Source organism: Sulfurospirillum halorespirans DSM 13726 (assembly GCF_001723605.1).
Classification (GTDB): Bacteria; Campylobacterota; Campylobacteria; order Campylobacterales; family Sulfurospirillaceae; genus Sulfurospirillum; species Sulfurospirillum halorespirans.
Genome location: NZ_CP017111.1, coordinates 974863 through 995166, shown reverse-complemented (window position 1 = coordinate 995166; position 20304 = coordinate 974863). Strand labels below are relative to the sequence as shown.

Here is a 20304-nt window from a genome sequence, read left to right as displayed (position 1 = left end):
GGCGGATTACTCCACCTCTTTCCAAATTTGAACTTTCCACAAATACGCTATTAGGGTAAAAATAGCCATAAATCCAATGAGCTTTAAGCCAAGGCTTTCACGCTCCGCTTTTTTGCGGTCTCCCACACTTTCCATGTAGTTGATCACTTGATCTTGAGACGCTTCGGTAAGTCCCACACGAGGCATCGCAATGCCCTCAACCATCTTTGTCGGCTCATTTATAAACGTGCTCAGATACTCCGCTTTTTTGGAGCGAATCATCATCGACACATCAGGTGCCTCAGCTCCAAGATAGCTTTTGATAAAAGCGTTCGGTGTTTGCGCTTTGAGTCCATCGTACTTCATACTATGACATCTGCCACACGCCTCTTCAAAGACTGTTTTATCGGACGCCTTTGTAGCGACAATATTTTTAAGATACGCCACCACATCGGCGATCTCTTGCTCGCTTAAAAAGCTGTAGCTAGGCATTGCATACGGTTTTGCATCCCCAAATTTATGCGAAAGATTGGTCGCACCCACAGGGTCTTTCAAAAAGCCTGCAAGGTAATTTTTATCGTAAATCACGCCTGCATGACTGAGATCTGGAGGCACGACACCATAGGCACTCGCCGCATCTTCAACGCTCATAGGCGCTTCCAGACCTAGAGTTTTAATGCTATGACACGCAATGCAATTGGCTTCGACCAACACTTGACCATTTTCAATATTTCCGTTTACATGTAAAGGCTCTATGTCTTTAAAACTAAAGTCAGCAGGTGCAACATGCGGGTGCATTTGCGAATGCGCATAAGGCTCCACACCCCAATAGGTCACGGCGGTAAAGAAAAGCACAATGGCTAAAATTTTGATCTCTCTCATTGTGCATCTCCTTTGGCTTCGTGCTTGGTAATGAATGGAAGGGCGATAAACAGCCCTAAGAAAACAACCGCAGCCACAAAACCCACCCACGCATTCACACCAGTGGGAGGAAGCTTGCCATAGACCGTAAGCACGATCATATCGCACACTAAAAGCCAAAACCAGTATTTAAACACGGGGCGTTTGTGCGCAGGGGCTGTATTCATCGGATTACGATCTAAAAAAGGCAATACCATAAAGACGATATTAGCGATCACAAATGCGATCAACCCAATGTCCATCGCCGCCATGCCACCGATGTCAAAGAAAAAGCCTCGAAGCACTTCGTAGTTCCACAAAAAGTACCACTCAGGGTAGATATGTGCAGGCGTTTTCATTGAGTTTGCAGGCTCAAAATTGATCGGGTCCATCGCAAAATCAAACTGATAACAGACCAATGCAAAGAAAACCGTCATAAAAAAGCCAACCACAAAGAAATCTTTGGAGAGGAACACAGGCCAAAAAGGAACGACTTTTGACTCTTTTTTGCGCCCCTCTAGAAACTTTTTCGATTCCATATCAAAGTTCAAAACTTCAGACTCTTGATTGTTCACATGCGGAAAGCGAAGTGAGTAAAAATGCACCGCAATCACGACGATAATCACCAAAGGAAGCAACACAACATGCAGCATAAAAAAGCGCGTCAACGTTGCATCCGCTACCACGTAATCACCCCGTATCCAGATGACGACATCATCCCCAATGACAGGAATACCACTGAAAAGATTGGTAATCACTTGCGCTGCCCAGTAACTCATCTGCCCCCACGGAAGCATATAACCACTAAAGGCTTCGGCGGAAAAGGCGATAAAAAGCACCATGCCTGTGATCCAGATCATCTCACGCCCTTTTTTGTAAGAGCCATAATAAATGCCCGTAAAAAGGTGAATGTAGATGATAAGAAACGTCGCCGAAGCTGCAACGCCGTGCATGTGGCGCCACAACCAACCGTATTCTACTTCTTGCATAATCGTGTAATTTACACTATCAAACGCGAGGTTGATGTCTGGTTTATAGTACATCAACAAAAGTAGTCCCGTTACCAACAACACGCCAAAAAGCACCACCAAAACAACACCCATTGCCCAGAGAAAATTAATATTTTTAGGGATCCAGTACTCAGTCATCATCACGCGCATAAACGCTTTAACTGCTAAACGTTGGTCGAGCCAGTCTATCAAGCCTTCGCTTTTTCGTATTTCTGCCATGCCCTACTCCTACGCTTTTTTAGCGGTTAATTTTTTGTACTCTTCGCCTTCTTCACCCAAAACAAGCGTTTCACCAGCAATTTTAAAGGGAGGAATGTCCAGTGGACGAGGAGGCGGGCCAAAGGTGTTGATGCCGCTTGCATCAAAAACGCCACCGTGACAGGCGCAGATAAAACTTTTTTGCTTTGCATCATACGAAGGGATACAACCAAGATGGGTACACAGTCCGATGACAAGCGTAAAAACTTTTTCGCCAATGACCACATCGCGCTTCGCATTTTTAGGGGTATCAGCGCTTTTACGTAACACAAAGATGGGCTTTCCGCGCCACGCAAAACTGCGCGCCTCGCCCTCTTCTATCGTGGAAACATCGACGGTGACGAAGCCAGCTGATTGAACACTGGGGAGTGGATCCCAACTCTTTTTCATAGCACCCAATGCACACACGCCACCCACGGCGGTAACGCCTGTGAGTGCCATGCCTATAAAATCACGTCTTTTTTGACACGTTGCCATCGTCAAGACCGCTATTTTTTCGTGATAAAAGAGGCAATCTCTTCGATCTGAGTATCGTTTAGAGCTGCTACTTGCGCTTTCATCAACGCTTTTTGATCTTTGCCATAACTGCCATCTTTATAGCCTTTCATGGCACTTATGAAATCAGCCTTGCTCATATCTTTGATGATCAAACTTTTGTTTAACGCAGCTTTCTCACCCGCGGCTCCATGACAGGCAACACACTTGGTATACAGTGGGGTTGCTTGCGCACTAATCGCCAACATGGTGGCAATAATAAGTGATTTTGAGATAATTTTCATCTACGACTCCTTGAATGTTTCGAGAATAGTAGTGAAAAAAAGTGGCAAAAAAATGTGGCTGAGATGAAAAAGAGAAGTTAATTAATCTTTTTAAGTTAATAGAGCACCAAAGGTGCGTGGGCACTCTGCCAAAGAGAACCAAGTGTTAACGTAGTCTTTAAAGCTTTGCTTTAAAGACGTGTCAAGAATTCAATATGTTTAATGATGTTTAATTTTAATCGTAAAAAGCGCGCCATGCTCTGTATTTTTAACCGTTACGATGCCGTTCATATTGTTTTCGATGATCATCTTAGTCATATAAAGCCCAATTCCCGTGCCTTGTTTGGCATGTTTGGTCGTAAAATATGGCTCAAAAATACGTTCAAGATACTCAGGAGCAATGCCACCACCATTGTCTTCGATCTTAATCAGCGTGTATTTTTCGCCGTTTTTTACGCTCATGTGAATGAACGGATTTTCAATCTGCCTGTCGGTTAAGACATCTTTGGCATTGGAGAGAATGTTCAAAAGCGCTTGGGCAAATTCGTTAGGATAACCTAAAACTTTGATCGATTCAGTTGCCTCAAATGCGAACTCAATCGAGTGGTAGCGAAGCGATGCTTGAATGATGGAGCTCGCCCGCTCACACGCATCGTTGATCTCAAAAATCTCTTTGTCTTTGGAGGGTTTGAAAAAGTTTTGAAAGTCGCTGATCGTGTTGGACATATACGCGGTGATGCGGTTACACTCTTCAATCTTTTCCGTTAAAAACGCTTCGTTAAAGTCATCAAAGTGTTGCCTGACTTGAATAATCATTAAAAGTGCGTTGATTTCACCTAAGGGTTGTCTCCATTGATGCGCAATATTGCCGATCATATTCCCCATAGCGGCGAGTTTGCTTTGCTGAATCAAAAGCTGTTCTTGGCGAGTGCGCTCATCGATCTCTTGTTGAATGCGAAGTTCCAAATTATCGAGCATCTCGTTCATCACCGCTTTAAGCAGATTGAGTTGGTCAGAATTGCCCGAAGCCACGAGTCTGCGATCTAGATTGCCCAGTTTGAGATCTTCCACAACATTGGTTGCATCTTCGATCAGTTTGCTATCTTGTTCTAGATTGGCTTGAATGATCTCGATGTTTTGATTGATCTGGCGTGCCATGTCGCCTAGCTCATCTTTGTTGGTCAGCGGAATGTGAATGCGCGTGGCTTCTTCGGTGGAAGGCGACTTCAAGTAGTCAAAAAATTCTCTCAGTCCACGTCTTACATGTAAAATAGAATCGACAATATTTTTAGCAATAAAAAAGCCAAACATAAAGGTCAAAAGCACAATAATAATCAACCAAACTGCAATAAAATAACGCGAATTAATCGCCTCTTTGTTGGCTTTTGAGTACGTTTCAGACGAATGGGTGAGCTCGTTTTGCTGCAACACTTCGAGTGAATCCATCAGGGCATAAAACTGATCGCGCTCCGCCGTATTGGCGTTAATAAACGCCCCTTCTTCAAAATCTTCTTTGAGGTACGCTTGATTGGCTAAGATCAATCCGACGTAGTTTTTCCATTGGGAATACACTTGTGCGGGAAGTTTACTAAACGGTGTTTCCATTTGAAGGTGCATCTCATTGATTTTTTGAAGAATGTCTTTGCGTAGGTCTTCATTGGGCGCCATAATCAGTGAGAGCGATTGTTCGCGAAGCTTAAACAGCGGCAAAATGTAACTCTGCTGAATCGTCTGAACCCGCTTGGAGCCTTCAAAAACATTGTTGACATTGACCACACCTTTGTTGGTAATGTCAAAGGCTAAAAACGAGAGCATAACAATCGCACAAATGCCCAAAGATGCCATCAGAAAAAATTTATAGCGCATGGAGAGATACTTAATCATAATCAAACCTTAATGGTAACATGGGAGCCTCACGCTCTTTAGGGTACGCTGTATTGCCCCTGATTGACCAGTGATATTTCGTCAATTTTGCCTTCCACAAAGGCATCAATAGAACCGATGAAGGCTCATACGAAACCTCTTTATTTACGGCTAGCACGATGTTTGGAGAAGGCACAAAAAGCATATACGCCTTCTCATACGCCCGTTTGACAATTTTAGAAACCACCTCATCAAAGGCAGGGCTTTGAAATTCGACATCGAAAAAGTGCTCGATGTACTCTTGCATCACATCGTCTTTATCGATCGCCGACCATTTATCGGAGATGCGATACGCAAAAAAGGCTGTCCAAGGATTATGACTGCTCCAGTCATCATTGCCCCATGTCAAAATATCCCATTTTTTAGGCGATTCTCTATTGGTGAGCAGTTGCTCGTAGATCTCTTTTTCATTTGGTGTGGTCGTGTAATGCAGGGTCACGCCGTACTTTTTAAGCTGATACTCGATGCCTCGCCACAAAAACATAAAACGATCCATCGTGATGACATCGAGCTCCAAACCGTTCAAAATCTTTTTGAGTTCTTTTTCCTCTTCGGGATTTTGGCGTGCACGTTCACCCCATGTTTGAAGATTTTCTGTTGCCAGTTTTACGGAGCGATAATTCACCGAAGCTTCCGTGGGGGCTAACTCACCCTCTTTTTTGTAGACAAAGTTGAGCAGATTAGCTTGGTTGAGCGCCTTATTGAGCGCGATGCGTACATTTTGATCTTGGAGTTTACTGTTAGGTTTGAGCATATTAAAGTAGATCGAAATACTGTGCGTTGAAGGCTTGGTGTAGAGCCTTGCATATTTGGAAAGCACCGTCTCCACTTTTTTATTAAACGGGATGGGCGTAATGTCTAAACGCTCTTCTTCCAACGCCATTGAGACTGATTGATTGGAGGTTAGTTCGGTATAGATCGTCACATTTTCAATGTAAGGCAAGCCCGCTTCATAATAGTTGGGATTGGCTTTGAGCTCTAAAATAGGCGTTTGAAACCGCCCTGTCGCGTACCCTTGCTTTAAAATATACGGTCCCAAACCATACGGACCAGGGGCTTGCATACTGTTACATGTAGAACCCTCTTTGGTACTCCAGCCGTAGCGTTTGAGGTAGGCAGATGTGTAAAGATTGATGGAGGTCAGGTCGCTAAAAAGCAGTCCGTAGGGTTTGTGCAGATGAATGCGAATGGTCGTATCATCGACTTTGGTTACGCCTTTGAGTCGTTTATGAATATCCGAATAAACGACAGGGTCTTTCATAAAATAGGCAAAATTTTCCACCACAGAGTCCGCGTTAAACGGTGTTCCATCTTGAAACAGAACCCCTTTACGCAAGGAAAATTCATAGGTGAGCTCGTCTATCTTCGTATACGATGTTGCCATCATATACTCCCATCCCTCATGGTTGCCGCTAGAGCGAACCAATGTGCCATTAACCAGTTTTGAGACATACAAATAAGGCATGGTAGGTAAAAAAACTTTGATGTGAGAGCCCGCCACGCGCTCATTGACGAGTACAGAAGCGGTGTCGTCACTGCGGTAATAAAAAGGATTTTTCCACTCCTGAGCCATGGCAAAGGTTACATGTACAAGCAGTAAAACAAAGAGTCTAGCACATCTCAAATCGGTACCCAACCCCTGATAAATTGGTAATAAAATCTTTCGGTAACTTCTTGCGTAAATTTCGCACCAGTGAGCGAAGCGCGCTATCGGTCATCACATCATCTTGCCAGACATGGGCTTGCAACTCATCGTAGGTCACAATGCGCTGTTTGTTATGCAGCAGTAACTCCAAAAATCCCGCCTCTTTTTTATTGAGATGAATCGTCTCTTCTTCATACGTCAACAGCTTATGATCGACATCGTACGAGTACCCACAGGGAAGTTCATACACAATCGTATGCGTTTGAGCAATGCGTTTCAAACAGCGTGCGAGGGCTTCTAAAAGACCGTTGAGATTGACAGGTTTGATGATGTACTGCTCTAAATGCAGATCGACCACTTTAAGCAGATACTCCCTATCGGTGTGCGCCGAGATAATGACCAAAGGTGTCTCTTCATCGGTTTTACGAATCTCTCGTACCAGATCCACGCCGTTCATCACGGGCATTAAAATATCGGTCAGTACAATGTCTGGTTTTTCGCTTTTGTAGAGCTCTAAAGCAATTTTGCCGTTCTCCGCTTCGATGACCTCTTTGGTGTAGTAGCGAAGCGATGCCGCAATATTTTTACGGATGCCCTCTTCATCTTCGGCATAAAGAATGGTGAGCGTCTTCAATCGTTCAAAAAAAAGTTTATCCACGTTTGATGCTCCTTATCATTTTGGCTTTGTTGCGGTAAAACGTATCTTTGTATTTGCAAGACTTGCAACCAAAATACCGCCTCAGCTTCCCTTATACATCAGGTTCACGCGAACCGACAGCTCATAGACTCCCTCAACCAAAGGCTTAATGCTCGTCTTAGGGTACCAGCCTTGCACTTCAGGCTCACTCTTGGGCGATGTGATCGTATCGACAAAGACACTTACCATGTAGCCCGAGGGAAGTTCTGGCTTTTCGAGCTGTATTATAACGAAGTTTTCTTCGCCCACCACGTAGTTTTTGGGCTCGATGAGCACAACGTTTTGATGGGAAAGTTCTTCAAAACGAGGATCGCCAAAACTACAGGTGCTTGGGGCAGGATGCCCCCAAGCGAGTGAAAGAAAAACACCACAAAGACTCACAATCCATCGTAGTGTTGTTTTCATAAGATTATCCTTTTGGAAGTCTGTAAACCTCTTTGGGCATGGATGGATGAATGAAGCGTGTTGTCGGTTTCGTCTCCGCGTTAATCGCATAGTCAATGCCAATTGGCGCAGCATTTGCATACTCTTTATACTTTGGATCGTGAAGATCAATAATCGCGATCGCACCTACAGGGCAGGACTGAACACATGCCGTTGTTTTACCATCGGCTTGTCTTTCCCAACACATACTGCATTTCTCCGCTTGTCCCATCTTTTCATTGAACTTTGAAGCACCAAATGGGCAGGCTTTGACACATCCTCCACAGCCAATACAGATCGTTTGGTCATGTTTACAAATGCCCGTTTCAGGGTCTTTCGTATGCGCTCCCACAGGACAGATCGCCACACAGGCTGGGTTTTCACAATGGTTACATGCAAGTGAAAAATAGAATCGCTCCATCGGCATCTCCGCTTTGGGTGCTTTTTGGTACGAAACTAAGGTTGGTAAAATATTGTTGTTATCAATATGATACTCCTCCGCCCCTATCTCACGCACCTTGCGCCACAAAATTCCTTTATCTTGATGATACTGATTTTTACAGGCCATTGCACACGTATTACATCCTAGACAGATACTGCCATCGACTAAAAAAGCTTTTTGCATCACAATCTCCTGTTATAGTTTTCTAAAATTGACAAAGGTATCGTGCAGTGCAACACCAGGCGCACCCGTTTTAAACGCACCCATGTCAGAGCTGGTGTCATCGACAAGCTCATTGACGTTGTAAATGTTGTTGTTATACCACTGCTCATACATCAAAACGGTTCCTGCTTGAACATTGTCGGTGAGTTTGGCTTTGACTCTCAAAAGCCCTTGTTTGTTAAAGACCGCTACGGTATCGCCCTCTTTGACCATTTTCGCTTCCGCATCATCAGGATTGATGTACACATAAGGTTCAGGATGCACGTCTTCCATCCATTCCAAGTTTTGGAACTGTGAGTGCAAGCTCCATCTGCTGTGAGGCGAAGTCATACGGAATTTATCGTAGGGTTTGCGCACTTCAAGATACGTTGGCAAGGCGCTTCCAAAAAGCTCCAACGCTTTGTCCGAGTAAAACTCAAATTTACCACTTGGTGTTTTAAACTTGCCATCGGCATACGGGATCACCGCTTTGGCTTTGACCGGTCCATTTTTAAGCTCTTCCCATGATTTGATGCCAAATTGCTCGTATATACCAGGGTTAAACTCTTTGGCCATCATCGCTTTGGTGTCGACACTTTGAGGGAAGGTACACGAGCCAGTTTGGAGTTGATTCATACGTTTGGAAAGCATCGCTGCGATTTCAAGATCGGACTTTACTTCAAAGAGTGGTTTGATCGCTTGCTCATTCAGTGTCAACCAATAGTGCCAGTAAGAGACGTTCACATCGTACTCTTCAAATTGCGTCGCAACGGGGAGAACGATGTCTGCCCATTTAGCGGTTTCATTGAAAAATTGGTCTGCCACTACAACAAGGTCAAGTTGTTGGAAAGCGCGGATGAGTTGATTGCGGTCAAAATCTTGCGCAAAAACGTTTTTACATGCCACCCAAAGAAGTCTTACTTTTGGCTCTTTGGCATTGATCAGTTCGCGCGCGGTTTTGTTGATGTTTAAGAAACGGTCGGTATAGTTTGATTTTGCATCTTTACCTTGCGCAACATCCCCTTTTGCCCCCTCAGGTCCAGTGTATCCGACACTGCCTTCTGGTTTTGTCTGGCTCAGCGCAGCATAGTTAAAGCCCCAGGTATTGAGGTGTCCATAACGTGCTCCACCTGCGTATTTTCCGATGTTTCCAGATACGGCAACGAATGCGTCAATCGCCCTAATCATCGAACCACCATTGGTGTGGCGTTGCATGCCATAACCCATCCAAATCGTCGCAGGTTTCGCTTTGGCAAACGATAAAGCCAACTCTTTAATCATCGCTAAAGGAATGCCTGTGATTTTGGAAACATTGTCTAATTTGACCTCTTTATCAAGATACGCTTTGTACTCTTTATACCCTTTTGAGTTCGCATCGAGCCATTTTTGATCATGTAGTCCTGCTTCAATAATAATCTTTGCCATACCAAGGGCTAAGAGACCATCGGTGCCCGCTTTGATCTGAATGTATTGACTCGCTTTGGAAGCGGCTTCGGTAAAAACGGGGTCGATGACAACAACTTTTGCCCCTTTTTTCTTGGCTTCATAGATGTACTTCATCGAGTGAATGGAGTTACTCGCAGGATTGACACCCCACAAAATAATAAATTTACTGTCTTTCATCTCTTCAGGATCGTTACACCACATATCGCCCATATCAAGGTTTTGCGCGTCAATGCCTGCTGGCCAACAAGGAGTTCCAGCAAGTCGTGTCGTATACCCAATGGAGTTAAACATTCCCTCGATACCATAATGCGTGATACCAAAGTTACCCGAGTATTTCGTCAGCGCCGCACCTAAAAGCGTGCCGTCCTCTTTTTTCATCTCTAACAGTTTTTTCGCGATAATGTCCATCGCTTGATCCCAAGAGATACGTTTCCAGTTACCTGAACCTTTGCCACCCACTTGCATCATCGGGAATTTCAAACGTCTGGCTGAGTAAACTCTCTTAACGTACGAATTGCCCTTGACACAACAGCCACCATGCGTATAGGTAGATTCAGTCGCACCTTCGATAAACTGCATCACGCCATCTTTGACATAGGTTTTGATGCTACAGGTGTCGTAACAGTTTCTAGGACAGGCATTGCGGAACGTTTGATAGCTCTTCTCACCTAAATACGGTATTTTAGTATTAAGATCTTCATTGGCTTGGAGAATGCCTCCGGGAAATGAAGATAACACACCACTGGCGGCTAGTCCTTTTAAAAAACTTCTTCGGCTGATGCCATTGTTCACAATGGACTCAACGTTTTCCTTTGAGTAACTCATGCGGTAACTCCTTGTGTAGTAGTTTCTCTTATCAATAACGATTTGAGCTGTAATAAAATAAAGGTCATGGCTTTGGAGTCATGCTCACTGTGCTCTAAGGCGCGCGCTATGAAGCGCGGCACCCAAAGGCTTAGGTGTTCATGTAAAAAATAGTGACGAAGGTCACTTAAATAGGTTATCTCTTTCGCCTCTTCAAGATAGAGTAGTTGGTAGTAAGCATCCAGTTCAACGCCTAAATGATCATCGGGAATGATGTTTTTAAGTGGATACGTAAAGCCCATCGTTTCGTATAATTCCCTTACATGTAAGGTACTTTTTGACATCACCACATCAGGATCATCGATGTAAATGGAAGCAAACGGATCGGCGATAGGCTCCATCGGACCTATAAAATAACGATTGAACTGCACTTCCAAATCCTCTTCCGAAATTTCAATGGAAGCATTCAGTGCATCAAACGCAACTTTAAGCTCTTTGGAATTTTGAGCATTGAAGATATCCCGAAGATGTTTGACCTCGTCCAGTCTTGAACTAGTGTGCGGTTGAATCGTTTTCATCTTAAACTCTTTTTTTAATTTATTTTTTTAACCAACTAGAGAAATGGTAAAGCAAAAAAAGAGCAAAAAAATCGCAAAAATGCTTTTACATGTAAAGAGTAAACGCTCTCTTTTCTTGATGCTTTACATGTAAAGCGTTCTTTTAATTTTCTTCCAATGCAAATTCTTTATAATACGGCATATAAAAATAAATGAAGGAAATACATTTGATAACTAAAATAGATATGAATTCACCCGAATTTCTAGCAGAATTTGAAAAAACAGAGACATTTACCGACAAAGTATGCGAGCAATTTGGATTCGCCTACACCCCACTCACCGAAGTTAAAGAGTCCATCCAACAAGGCTTAACACGTAATAAACTGATCTATGGAAAACGCTATTGTCCCTGTTTTATGGTCATCGGAAGCACACCTGAAGAACAAGCCAAAGCGGATAACCGTTTATGCCCCTGTACGCCTGCACTCACGGTAGAAATCCCTCAAAAGGGCAAATGCCACTGCACGATTTTCTGCACCCCAGAGCACGCACGCGAACTCGCCCAAGAAGAAAATACAGAAGAAGTAGCGCATACGCATACTCGCGGTCTCAGCAAAGAAGAGTGCGAAGTCTTGATGAAAAAAGAGCAACTCGATGGCAGTGAACTTGAAGCGCTCCTAGAAGCCAGAGAACAAGGCTGCGTGAAGTTCAACCTTGTCGACACACGCGAATGGATGGAGTGGATAGGAAACCGCATCAAAGGCACCGACTTTTTGATCCCCACGACCAGCTTTCACAATGCTATGGAGCAGTTAAACGGTAAAGAGAACACACCTGTCATTTTATACTGCTACAGCGGAAGCAGAAGTGCGTATTGTCAACGTATTTTAAAACACATGGGTTTTAAAACCGTGCTCAATCTCGAATACGGCATTATGGCGTACGATGGGGAAACGCAGAGCGGGGAGTAAGGAAACTCCAAAGCAACCAAAGAGCCTGTTTATGCTCTTTGGTTACACTTCTTAATCTTTACATGTAAAAAGATATTCCTTCCTTTTTTTTTCAAATCACCTCACTTTTTTCGTCAATTTTCTGCCTAACCTCACCTTTTAAGCACCGCTTTACTACTTTTTGACTATAGTTATCAAAATTATTTCATGAGAAAATGGTAGGGTAATGATTCAGTATTATAAAGAATTATTGTTTTTTATTAAGAGCAGAATCCCTAATAAAGATTATGCGCAAGATCTTGTTCAAGAATCGTATATGAAAGCCATTGCTCTGCAAAATAGCCAAGAGATCCTCAACAAACGGGCACTACTGTATAAAATCGCAAAAAATCTTATGATCGATAAAGCCCGTAAAAACTTTAACCTCCAAGAAGTCCTGTATGAAGAGCACGCATACACCGCAAAAACCGTTGAGCCTGAAGAGGTGTTGCTTGAACAAGATCGTCAAAAAACACTGATGCGAGCGCTTCAAACGCTGCCTCAAAAACGTAAAGAAGCCTTTGTTTTACATGTACTCGAAGGCTACAGCAGGGATGAAGTTTCGCAGATGATGGGCATTTCCATCGATGCGGTTGAAAAGCATCTCTCACGTGCCAGCATAGAACTCAAAGAGAAGATCAAACGTAAAGAGGGTGGTTTTTGATGTCGATCCAAGAAAATATACAGCATCAAGCACGCTTATGGCTCTCCAAGGAGAGCGAAGGCGAAAACCTTCAAACCGACTCAACCTTTTTCGCATGGATTGCCTGTGATGCGCGCCATCATGAAGCCTTTCAGGATGAAAAAAAGCTGCTGCAAGAGGTTCATGCACTGCCGCAAGCATTTTTGGATGATTTGAAACGTGAAGTGAGACAAACACGCGAAGTACGAAATACAAAACCCCTCTTTTTGCGCTACGTGGCACCGCTTGCCGTTGCCGCCTGTACGCTGTGCGTGGTTTATTTCACCCTTTTTTACGATCACATCACGTTTTCAGAGCAGTATGTTGCCACAACCAAAGTTCACAACGACATTTTCTTGCCTGACACGTCAAAAATTGCCCTCGATGCCAATACCAGCATCGACGTGACCTACTTTAAAAGCAAACGTTTGGTGAAATTGTCGCGTGGCAAAGCCATTTTCGATGTTTTTCCCAACCAGACGGCGCCTTTTATCATTCAAACGGACAGGGTGAACATCAAAGTGCTAGGCACCAAATTTGAGGTGATCAATTTTGAAAACATCCTTCAAGTCAATGTCCAAGAGGGAAAAGTGGAAGTTTCCGCACGTGATCAAAACGATAAGCCTATTGCATTCGTTACCAAAGGAGAAAGCCTTAGTTTCAATCCAGTGACACAACGTATCGATCTTCAAAAAATCAATGCCCAAAAAGTAGGAGAGTGGCAACAAGGAAAGTACACCTTTTACCAAGCAAGCCTCAAAGAGGTGTTTAACGAATTTGCCAAGCACCTTGACATCACGGTTTATTTAGACACTCGCGTTGCGTCCCTGCCCATAAGTGGCAATTTTGACGTGCACCGACTCGACGCTTTTTTAGACGCATTACCGCTTATTCATCCTGTGATGATCGAAAAAAGCGCCACTAAAATCGTCATCAAATAAATGGGTCAAAATTTTATGTCAGAGATTTCATTCTTTTACGTCTTCTTTTTTAGAGATTCATTCTCAAAATCATGTAAAGAGAAAAAGGAAGAAACTATGCGCTTACTCAAACACTCTTTGGTAGCACACTCAGCTGCATTGCTTCTGGCGGGAAGCTTGTATGCAGGAGATGGCACGTACACCATCACGACAACGTCACTCAAAGAGGCGATCGAAACCCTCTCAGAGCAATCCAAACTGCCCTACATCATGGACATGAACATCCTTAAGGGCAAAAAAGCGACTCCGATTAAAAATGTCGAGGGATTGGAGAAAGCCTTGAAACTGCTTTTAGAAGGCACGGGACTTGAGGCGGTTATTAAAGATAGTACCATCATCGTTAAACAAAAAGACGATGCCAATGTCGCACTAGACGCGATTACGATTCATGCGGGAAGTGAATCAGCCATTAGCGAAGGAACGGGTTCGTACACAACCAAAAGTATGCGTACAGCAACCAAACTAAACTTATCCACACGCGAAACGCCCCAATCGGTGACCGTGCTGACCGATCAAAAACTGGAAGATTTAGGCGTCACCTCTTACCAAGAGATGCTCAGTTACGTCACGGGTGTCTCGATCAATCGTTGGGATGAGAGAATTTACCCAACGGCACGGGGCTTTGATGTCGATTATTATCTGCTGGATGGCATGCCAACCTACACAATTTCCGATACGACTGCAAGCGATATTGATCTCTCCATTTACGATCGCGTTGAAGTCGTTAAAGGTGCCAATGGCTTGATGACGGGAGCTGGCAACCCCGCCGTTGGACTCAATTTTATTCGTAAACATGCCAATTCCAAAGAGGTCAAAGGCGAAGTCGAAGTCTCTGCTGGCTCATGGGATGCTTACAGTTCTACGATGGATGTTTCAGCGCCACTTAATGAAGAGGGAAATATCAGAGGACGTCTTGTCGCCAAACATGAAGATAAAAAATCATTTATGAACGGCTATGAAAAAACAAATGACATCGTTTATGGCGTTGTGGATATGGACTTAACGGAGACCACGTACCTCTCCATCGCAGCAGAGTATCAAAAACTGGATCGTAGTGGCATTCGTTGGGGTGGGTTGCCTGCGTTTTACAGTGATGGTACGCGAACCAATTTTTCAAGATCTCAAACGGTCAGCGAAGATTGGACCTATTGGAACAGCGAAACAAAAGCGCTTTATCTTGATTTTAAGCAGTACCTTTACAACGACATCTCGTTTAACCTTGCCTATTCGTACCGCAAACTCTACAGCGATACGTCGCTACTCTATTTTGGTGGAACGGTGGATAAAGATTCGGGGACGGGTGAAGGCTATGTTTATCGCTATGTCAATGATGCGCTTTATAACGAGCAAAATATCGATGTTTATATCTCTGCACCGTTTGAATTAGCGAATCTCAATCATGAAATTATCTTTGGCGTTATGCGCAATACATCCGATATGAAATACAATAAATGGGGTATGGATTATCCTGTATCCTCTCTGGCGAGCCCTGTTATGAATTTATATGCTATCAATGTAGCGAATCCTAATTTATCGATGGATTATGCAACGACTCCTGATAAAACCACGCAAACGGGAACCTATATCGCTGGTAAATTCTCATTGATGGAGGACTTAAAACTTGTGACAGGTCTTAGAATTTCGGATTGGAAATACAAAAGCGATACGGGAGCTGGAGATAAAGAGTTTACCAACGAACTAACCCCATATGCAGGGCTCATTTACGATCTCAATGACAATCACTCGATTTACGTCAGTTACACCGATATTTTTAAACCGCAAAGTTACAAAGATATAAGCGGAAATTATCTTGATCCTATTGTTGGAAAAAATTACGAAACGGGCATAAAAGGTGAATACTTTGATAAACGCTTAAACGCGTCACTTTCCGTCTTTAGGGTTGAGCAAGACAATGTCGGCGAAGTGACCAGCCAGTTTGTTCCAGGCTCTACCGATTATGCGTACGAAGCCGTCGATGGCGTTGTGAGTAAAGGGTTTGAAATCGATATTAACGGCGAAATAACCGATAACTGGAATATGGGCTTTGGAATCGCCAATTTTGAAGCTAAGGATGCAGATGGCAACAAAATTTCAACGAAAGCTTCTCGCACGATGGCAAATCTCTTTACCAAATACACCATTCAAAAATTCGGTTTTGGTCTGGGGCTGAACTATCGAAGTAAAATCTACACGGGAAGTGGTGCAACCGAAATCACCCAAGATGCGTATATCTTAACCAACGCGATGGTTTCATACGATGTGGATAAACATATGAAACTCCAACTCAATGTGAATAATATTTTTGATAAAGAGTATTACGAAGGTATCGGCTCAGATGGCATGGTGTATGGCTCACCACGCAATGCTACGCTTAGCTTTAAATACACATTTTAAAAACCAAAGATCTTGCGTCTGTATGGCGCAAGATCTTTACATGTAAAGGATAAAAATGCTAAAAACCAAAGGAATGAGCTTACTCAAAGAGCTCTCACAACCTGAAAAGAGTGGTAAAACCATCGGACTTTTCAGAGGCATCTGTGCCATCATCGGAGGCTTATGCGTTGCGTATTTGGGCATGACTTTGCTCATTTTTCTTCTGCCTGTAACGCCAGGTGAGTCCATCATCATTCCTTTGTTGTTTAACACATTTGTCTGGGCAGTAGCGGCACTGTGGATCGTCTTAGCGCCCACCAAACTGAGCGCGCTGCTTCGAAGCACTGTGCCCACACTAAGCTTTGCCATCGTTATCGCTGTTTTGTTTTTTAAGGAGAGTGTATGAACGAAGAGGCAAAAAAGATTTTTAAACAACGCCTCCAACGCATTCATGTTGCGGTGGGCATTAACATTTCGCTGCTGCTTTATGTGGCTGTTTTCTTTGGGATTTTTGCCATTTTGCTGCCCTTTGTTCAGGTGTGGGAGAAGCCTTCGCGCCATTATGCGATGCCCAATGTCGAAAAAGTGGACTACTCTGCGATGATCGATCCTGTGCTTGCCGATCCTGATTATCCGCAAGTTAATGGCATTACCATCAGCCTTCCAGGCTCCATGCACGACCCAGCGCTTCGCATCTCAACGATGTTTATGAAAACCAAAGTGTTCAATCCCAACACCGCACAAGAGGTGGAAAACGAAGACGAACAGTCTCAACTCGCACGCTTTTTAAACCATATGCACTATGGCAGACCGTTTAAACTCTTTGGCTACCTTGTTTTTGGCTTTACTGCCGTTGCGGCGATGTTTTTGATTATCGGCGGACTGATGCTTATTTGGAAAATCAACTATAAAAACAGCGGCAAAAATGCCCAAAGTAAGTTTGCCAAATGGCACCGCAAGATTTTTACATGGGTCTTTCCACCGTTCATCATCATCACACTCACGGGAGCGCTGATGAACATCGGCTACAGTGCTTCAGCGCCGATGGCATTTCTGGCATCCAAAGGCGAAACCTTTGAGACGTGGAAACTGGTAGGCCCTGTGCTTTTTCCCAATCTTACACGCATAGAGAAGAAAAACGACACGGTTGCTATGCTTTCGATGAATGAGATTTTACTCAAAGCCAAAGCGATCATGCCTGAGGTTCAAATCCATAAAATTACGCTCAGCAACTGGAGAGATTCGAGTGCGCAAGCCAAAGTCGAAGGCTACAATCCTTATATGCCATTTTTAAACGGTATTTCTAATGAACCAAGCGTGACGCTGAGTGGCGTTGATGGCAGTCTTATTGCGCAACATAAGGTGATGGATAAACACTGGTCTGGGCTTTTTTACGATGCGATCTTCTTTTTGCATTTTCTTTTTGGGGTTGACACCGTTACGAGGCTTTTTATCGCCTCACTCATGATTGTTTCTGCCTTCGCATTGGGCTTTGGTGTGCTGCTTTACATGGAAAAACAGGCGCGCCAATTTCCGCAGAATGTTCCCATCTACCACTGGATGGGTAAGCTCTCTCTCAGCGTTATGGTCGGTGTTATCCCCGCAACGGGACTCTTGTTTGCGCTGCAATGGAGCTTGCCGTTTGATCTACCTGAGCGCTTTTTCTGGCATAAAAGTGCCTTTGCGCTGTTTTGGACCGCGACATTGACGTGGTCGTTTTACCGTCTTAACTCCTACCAAACGGCAAAAGAGTTTTTAAAACTGGGCGGAGTTTTATTTTTCATTAGCCCCCTCATTCACTTTTACACCAGTGGTTTTTCACCGCTTCGCTTGTGGCAAGAGGGCATGATGAGCATTTTAAGTGTGGATATAGGGCTGTTTGTTGTAGGCACTTTGCTGCTTTGGATCGGTTTTAAACTCCCGCAAGAGCAAGAGAAAATTCAAGCATTTTGGACACAAAAATTTCAACTGAAGGATTGATATGAAAAAATTAGGCATACTCATTATGGCACTGTGTGTGGCATCGTTTTTAGAGGCACACACGCTGTTGATGAACGTTATGAACAACGATGATGACACCATCACCGTTCGTGGCGAGTTTAGTACAGGAGAGCTCGCTTCGGGCGCACTCATTAAGTTGGAGTCACTCCTAAGTGGAAATGTGTTGTTTCAACAACGCTTGCCAGAATCAAGTGAGCTTATCATCGCCATTCCCAAAGAGCCGTACCAAGTCGTACTCGATGGCGGTCCTGGACACAGTGTGGTCAAAGAAGGCATCGCGCCTTTGGATGGATTTCCTGCGGATGTGAAAGCCAAAGCAAGTACGGGCGGAAAACTTTCGCAAGCACAAAATGGCAATGGTGAATGGGATATGGCAACCGTTACGATGTTTTCCATCGCTGTACTACTCTTTGCCTTGACGCTTTATTTTAGCTCACGAAACACAAGGCTGCTTCTTTTGCAAATGAAGAAAAATTGAAAATATAGTGAAGTAAACCGCGTTTACATGTAAGCTTACATGTAAACGCGGTTGAAGGTTAAACGTTAAATCTAAAGTGCATCACATCGCCATCTTGAACGATGTACTCTTTGCCCTCAAGGCGCATTTTGCCTGCTTCTTTTGAGCCAGCTTCGCCTTTGAATGCGATAAAATCATTGTAGCCAATGACTTCGGCGCGGATAAATCCTTTTTCAAAATCATTGTGAATCACCGCCGCCGCTTTTGGCGCTTTCCAGCCTTTCTCAATTGTCCACGCGCGCACTTCTTTAACACCTGCGGTGAAGTACGACGCGAGACCTAGTTTATCAAACGCAAGGCGGATGATCTGTTTCAGACCTGATTCTTCAATGCCAAGCTCTTTTAAAAACTCTTCGGCTTCATCATCTTCAAGGCCGATCATCTCTTCTTCAATTTTGGCACAGAGAACAACAACGTCCGCACCGACTGATTTGGCATGCTCTTTAACCGCTTTGACAAAACTATTCTCTTCTAAAAGTCCTGCTTCATCAACATTGGCACCGTAAATGATGGTTTTGTTGGAAAGGAAACGTAGCTCTTTATCAAGCGCTTGGAAGTTTTCATCATCACGTCGTGCAAACGTACTCACCGGTTTGATGTCATCAAGATGGGCGCGAAGTTCTGTTGCAACTTCTGCCATCGCCTGCGCACCTTTTTCAAGTTTAGCTTGACGTTTGAGACGATCTAACTTTTTGTCGAGTTGTTGAACGTCCGCAAAAATAAGCTCACTCTCAATGATCTCGATGTCACGAAGCGGGTTGATGCTGTTTTCAACGTGGGTGATGTTCTCATCTTCAAAACAACGCACCATGTGTAAAATGACCTCGACTTCACGAATGTTGGACAAAAACTGATTGCCAAGTCCTTCACCCGCACTAGCACCTTTTACCAAACCCGCGATGTCGACAAAATCGACCGTTGAGTGCTGAATACGCTCAGGATTGACGATCTTTGCAAGCTCTTCAAGTCTGGGATCTGGAACAGGAACCACCGCTTTATTGGGTTCAATTGTACAAAAAGGATAGTTTGCAGATTCTGCATTTTGCGCTTTGGTGAGCGCGTTAAACGTGGTTGATTTTCCGACATTGGGGAGTCCTACGATACCGACACCTAAACCCATGGATATTGCCTTTATATTTTTTAAAGGTATTGTACCGCGTATGCGCTTAAGGCTCCTCTAAAAGAGTGTGTCGCTTACGATCTCATTCATGATCTCATCGGCGGAACGCTTCTGTTCATGTGCCAATTTTTCGAGTTTTTCAACCAAATCGCTTTGCAAATAGATGACCGCTCTGCTGATCTTTTCTTCCTGTGTTTTGCGCTCATCGTATGCTTTTTGCATGATGACTTTTGTCGCTTCATCGATGGGAGCACGAAGCGATTTATACTCCACTAAAACGCCCTCTTTGTACACGCCTGAAACTTCCGCATAGACCCAATAATAACCGCCATCTTTACGCAGGTTTTTAACATAACCTCTCCACATTTGACCGTAAGCTAAACTCTGCCAAAGAGTTTGAAAGATCGAACGAGGCATATCGGGATGGCGCACGATGTTATGCGGTTTTCCGATGAGTTCATCCACTTCATAACCCGAAATCTGCGCAAATGTCTCGTTGGCATAGGTTATGTTCCCCTGTAAATCCGTACGCGAGACGATGAGTTCATCACTGGGCACTAACGTTTCAATAAACATCTGATAGGTCGTTTGCATGCACA

General features: G+C 43.9%; 20 protein-coding genes. 7 read left to right on the top strand and 13 right to left on the bottom strand.

All coding sequences use genetic code 11. The annotated features are described in order from the left end of the window. Nucleotides 1–6: 6 nt before the first annotated feature. The 11 genes from SHALO_RS04900 to SHALO_RS04850 form a co-directional block, all read right to left on the bottom strand. Nucleotides 7–861 (bottom strand): c-type cytochrome, encoded by an 855-nt coding sequence (locus SHALO_RS04900; RefSeq protein WP_069477606.1) that lies wholly within the window; start codon nucleotides 859–861, stop codon nucleotides 7–9. Next, nucleotides 858–2108: a cytochrome b gene (locus tag SHALO_RS04895; RefSeq protein ID WP_069477605.1), complete on the bottom strand. Its 1251-nt coding sequence runs from the start codon at nucleotides 2106–2108 to the stop codon at nucleotides 858–860. Before SHALO_RS04895 ends, SHALO_RS04900 begins: the two co-directional genes overlap by 4 nt. A 9-nt stretch (nucleotides 2109–2117) precedes the next feature. Continuing rightward, a complete protein-coding gene (locus SHALO_RS04890; RefSeq protein WP_025344120.1) occupies nucleotides 2118–2624 on the bottom strand; it encodes a Rieske 2Fe-2S domain-containing protein in 507 nt (168 codons plus the stop codon). 11 nt (nucleotides 2625–2635) lie between these two features. Next, nucleotides 2636–2926, bottom strand: a complete 291-nt coding sequence (locus SHALO_RS04885; protein WP_069477604.1) for a c-type cytochrome — start codon at nucleotides 2924–2926, stop codon at nucleotides 2636–2638. Nucleotides 2927–3124: 198 nt separating this feature from the next. Continuing rightward, nucleotides 3125–4789, bottom strand: a complete 1665-nt coding sequence (locus SHALO_RS04880) for a sensor histidine kinase (protein ID WP_168156744.1) — start codon at nucleotides 4787–4789, stop codon at nucleotides 3125–3127. Continuing rightward, a complete protein-coding gene (locus tag SHALO_RS04875) occupies nucleotides 4782–6452 on the bottom strand; it encodes an ABC transporter substrate-binding protein (RefSeq protein ID WP_084010726.1) in 1671 nt (556 codons plus the stop codon). The genes SHALO_RS04880 and SHALO_RS04875 overlap by 8 nt, the downstream gene beginning before the upstream one ends. Further along, nucleotides 6439–7131, bottom strand: a complete 693-nt coding sequence (locus SHALO_RS04870) for a response regulator transcription factor (protein WP_069477603.1) — start codon at nucleotides 7129–7131, stop codon at nucleotides 6439–6441. Before SHALO_RS04870 ends, SHALO_RS04875 begins: the two co-directional genes overlap by 14 nt. Nucleotides 7132–7212: 81 nt before the next feature. Beyond that, a complete protein-coding gene (locus tag SHALO_RS04865) occupies nucleotides 7213–7575 on the bottom strand; it encodes a hypothetical protein (protein ID WP_069477602.1) in 363 nt (120 codons plus the stop codon). A 4-nt stretch (nucleotides 7576–7579) separates the two neighbouring features. Next, nucleotides 7580–8218, bottom strand: a complete 639-nt coding sequence (locus SHALO_RS04860) for a 4Fe-4S dicluster domain-containing protein (protein ID WP_069477601.1) — start codon at nucleotides 8216–8218, stop codon at nucleotides 7580–7582. A gap of 12 nt (nucleotides 8219–8230) precedes the next feature. Further along, nucleotides 8231–10507, bottom strand: coding sequence for a molybdopterin-dependent oxidoreductase (locus SHALO_RS04855; RefSeq protein WP_174543301.1), 2277 nt, complete (start codon nucleotides 10505–10507; stop codon nucleotides 8231–8233). Continuing rightward, entirely contained in the window at nucleotides 10504–11064 is a 561-nt protein-coding gene (locus SHALO_RS04850) for a TorD/DmsD family molecular chaperone (protein WP_069477600.1), read from the bottom strand. Before SHALO_RS04850 ends, SHALO_RS04855 begins: the two co-directional genes overlap by 4 nt. A 206-nt stretch (nucleotides 11065–11270) precedes the next feature. Between SHALO_RS04850 and SHALO_RS04845 the strand changes: the two genes are divergently transcribed. The 7 genes from SHALO_RS04845 to SHALO_RS04815 all read left to right on the top strand — a co-directional run bounded on the left by SHALO_RS04845 (nucleotide 11271) and on the right by SHALO_RS04815 (nucleotide 18546). After that, nucleotides 11271–12014, top strand: a complete 744-nt coding sequence (locus SHALO_RS04845) for a ferredoxin-thioredoxin reductase catalytic domain-containing protein (protein WP_069477599.1) — start codon at nucleotides 11271–11273, stop codon at nucleotides 12012–12014. Between the two features lie 205 nt (nucleotides 12015–12219). Then, entirely contained in the window at nucleotides 12220–12696 is a 477-nt protein-coding gene (locus SHALO_RS04840) for an RNA polymerase sigma factor (protein WP_069477598.1), read from the top strand. Continuing rightward, nucleotides 12696–13655 carry a FecR family protein gene (locus tag SHALO_RS04835; protein WP_084010724.1) on the top strand — a complete coding sequence of 320 codons (960 nt, stop codon included), beginning with the start codon at nucleotides 12696–12698 and terminating at the stop codon, nucleotides 13653–13655. The genes SHALO_RS04840 and SHALO_RS04835 overlap by 1 nt, the downstream gene beginning before the upstream one ends. Before the next feature lie 96 nt (nucleotides 13656–13751). Further along, on the top strand, nucleotides 13752–16088 hold the full coding sequence (locus SHALO_RS04830) for a TonB-dependent siderophore receptor (protein ID WP_084010722.1): 2337 nt from the start codon (nucleotides 13752–13754) through the stop codon (nucleotides 16086–16088). 55 nt (nucleotides 16089–16143) lie between these two features. Beyond that, nucleotides 16144–16473, top strand: coding sequence for a hypothetical protein (locus tag SHALO_RS04825; protein ID WP_238585289.1), 330 nt, complete (start codon nucleotides 16144–16146; stop codon nucleotides 16471–16473). Continuing rightward, nucleotides 16470–18047, top strand: coding sequence for a PepSY-associated TM helix domain-containing protein (locus SHALO_RS04820; protein WP_069477597.1), 1578 nt, complete (start codon nucleotides 16470–16472; stop codon nucleotides 18045–18047). Before SHALO_RS04825 ends, SHALO_RS04820 begins: the two co-directional genes overlap by 4 nt. A 1-nt stretch (nucleotide 18048) precedes the next feature. Beyond that, nucleotides 18049–18546, top strand: coding sequence for a hypothetical protein (locus SHALO_RS04815; RefSeq protein ID WP_069477596.1), 498 nt, complete (start codon nucleotides 18049–18051; stop codon nucleotides 18544–18546). A 58-nt stretch (nucleotides 18547–18604) separates the two neighbouring features. Here the strand turns inward: SHALO_RS04815 and ychF are convergent, their stop codons facing one another. Beyond that, entirely contained in the window at nucleotides 18605–19705 is a 1101-nt protein-coding gene (gene ychF / locus SHALO_RS04810) for a redox-regulated ATPase YchF (RefSeq protein ID WP_069477595.1), read from the bottom strand. A 57-nt stretch (nucleotides 19706–19762) separates the two neighbouring features. Continuing rightward, nucleotides 19763–20299: a PAS domain-containing protein gene (locus SHALO_RS04805; RefSeq protein ID WP_069477594.1), complete on the bottom strand. Its 537-nt coding sequence runs from the start codon at nucleotides 20297–20299 to the stop codon at nucleotides 19763–19765. Between the last annotated feature and the right edge of the window lie 5 nt (nucleotides 20300–20304).

Excerpts from the sequence above, each read along its gene's own strand:
- SHALO_RS04900 (WP_069477606.1), bottom strand. The coding sequence starts at position 861 with ATGAGAGAGATCAAAATTTTAGCCATTGTGCTTTTCTTTACCGCCGTG.
- SHALO_RS04895 (WP_069477605.1), bottom strand. The coding sequence starts at position 2,108 with ATGGCAGAAATACGAAAAAGCGAAGGCTTGATAGACTGGCTCGACCAA.
- SHALO_RS04890 (WP_025344120.1), bottom strand. The coding sequence starts at position 2,624 with ATGGCAACGTGTCAAAAAAGACGTGATTTTATAGGCATGGCACTCACA.
- SHALO_RS04885 (WP_069477604.1), bottom strand. The coding sequence starts at position 2,926 with ATGAAAATTATCTCAAAATCACTTATTATTGCCACCATGTTGGCGATT.
- SHALO_RS04880 (WP_168156744.1), bottom strand. The coding sequence starts at position 4,789 with ATGATTAAGTATCTCTCCATGCGCTATAAATTTTTTCTGATGGCATCT.
- SHALO_RS04865 (WP_069477602.1), bottom strand. The coding sequence starts at position 7,575 with ATGAAAACAACACTACGATGGATTGTGAGTCTTTGTGGTGTTTTTCTT.
- SHALO_RS04860 (WP_069477601.1), bottom strand. The coding sequence starts at position 8,218 with ATGCAAAAAGCTTTTTTAGTCGATGGCAGTATCTGTCTAGGATGTAAT.
- SHALO_RS04855 (WP_174543301.1), bottom strand. The coding sequence starts at position 10,507 with ATGAGTTACTCAAAGGAAAACGTTGAGTCCATTGTGAACAATGGCATC.
- SHALO_RS04850 (WP_069477600.1), bottom strand. The coding sequence starts at position 11,064 with ATGAAAACGATTCAACCGCACACTAGTTCAAGACTGGACGAGGTCAAA.
- SHALO_RS04840 (WP_069477598.1), top strand. The coding sequence starts at position 12,220 with ATGATTCAGTATTATAAAGAATTATTGTTTTTTATTAAGAGCAGAATC.
- SHALO_RS04835 (WP_084010724.1), top strand. The coding sequence starts at position 12,696 with ATGTCGATCCAAGAAAATATACAGCATCAAGCACGCTTATGGCTCTCC.
- SHALO_RS04830 (WP_084010722.1), top strand. The coding sequence starts at position 13,752 with ATGCGCTTACTCAAACACTCTTTGGTAGCACACTCAGCTGCATTGCTT.
- SHALO_RS04825 (WP_238585289.1), top strand. The coding sequence starts at position 16,144 with ATGCTAAAAACCAAAGGAATGAGCTTACTCAAAGAGCTCTCACAACCT.
- SHALO_RS04820 (WP_069477597.1), top strand. The coding sequence starts at position 16,470 with ATGAACGAAGAGGCAAAAAAGATTTTTAAACAACGCCTCCAACGCATT.
- SHALO_RS04815 (WP_069477596.1), top strand. The coding sequence starts at position 18,049 with ATGAAAAAATTAGGCATACTCATTATGGCACTGTGTGTGGCATCGTTT.
- ychF (WP_069477595.1), bottom strand. The coding sequence starts at position 19,705 with ATGGGTTTAGGTGTCGGTATCGTAGGACTCCCCAATGTCGGAAAATCA.
- SHALO_RS04805 (WP_069477594.1), bottom strand. The coding sequence starts at position 20,299 with ATGCAAACGACCTATCAGATGTTTATTGAAACGTTAGTGCCCAGTGAT.